The organism is Emticicia agri, from assembly GCF_004168285.1.
Taxonomy (GTDB): Bacteria; Bacteroidota; Bacteroidia; order Cytophagales; family Spirosomataceae; genus Emticicia; species Emticicia agri.
Genome location: NZ_SEWF01000162.1, coordinates 1 through 926, shown reverse-complemented (window position 1 = coordinate 926; position 926 = coordinate 1). Strand labels below are relative to the sequence as shown.

General features: G+C 31.0%; 1 protein-coding gene. It reads left to right on the top strand.

Annotation, left to right across the window (positions count from 1 at the left end):
• Nucleotides 1–215: 215 nt before the first annotated feature.
• On the top strand, nucleotides 216–761 hold the full coding sequence (locus EWM59_RS27490) for a transposase (RefSeq protein ID WP_130024372.1): 546 nt from the start codon (nucleotides 216–218) through the stop codon (nucleotides 759–761).
• The last annotated feature ends 165 nt before the right edge of the window (nucleotides 762–926 follow it).

Sequence of the window (926 nt, the reverse complement as noted above, 5' to 3'; positions counted from 1 at the left end):
AGGCTATCCATTGCAACAAATATTATTTTGGAATTTAATTCCCCATAGACAATTTTAACAATTCACAGACCAATGGAGACGCCTGCAAGTCGTCTCTACGAAATGGTATTTTTATTAATTTATTGAATATTTTTCTAAATTTATAATAAATTCATCCTATATTAATCGGATTTTCAGATATTTTTGCTCTTATGTTGAGATTAAAAAATATTTGAATGAAAGAACTGTTTAATAATAAATACAGGGTTCCTTCAGCACGGCTAAAATCATGGAATTATGCCAATGAGGGTATCTATTTTGTAACTATCTGTACTAAAAATAGAGAACAGTATTTTGGCTGTATTTGTGACTCCTCTTTGGTGCCTACCGAAATAGGAAAAATAGCCTGGATAGAGTGGTTTAAGACTATTGAAATGCGACCTGATATGAATATAGAATTAGGTGAGTTTATAGTGATGCCTAACCACGTTCATGGCATAATTATGATTGGCAGGAATCAATATAATAAACCTGATTATAGTAATAGTCCCGCCCTTCAGAATGTGTTTTTAGCACAATCAAAAAATTTGGCTTCCATCATCAGAGGTTTTAAATCTTCAGTAAGTTCTTATGCTAAAAAAAACAATATTGCTTTTGAATGGCAGACAAGGTTTCATGAACATATTATTCGTTCAGAGAATGATTACCAAATCATTGCTAATTATATTATCAATAATCCTGCAAAATGGCAAGAAGACCAAATGTATAATGCAAAAATCTAACATAAATTCATGTGAAGCACATTTATTGAATTTTCATTAATACAGCAAATATTCCATTTTGTAGAGGTGTTATTTTTATGAATTGTTTCGATGTTTGAATGATAGAATTTTAGCAAATATTCCGATTTGTAGAGACGACTTGTAGGCGTCTCCGTTGGATTATCC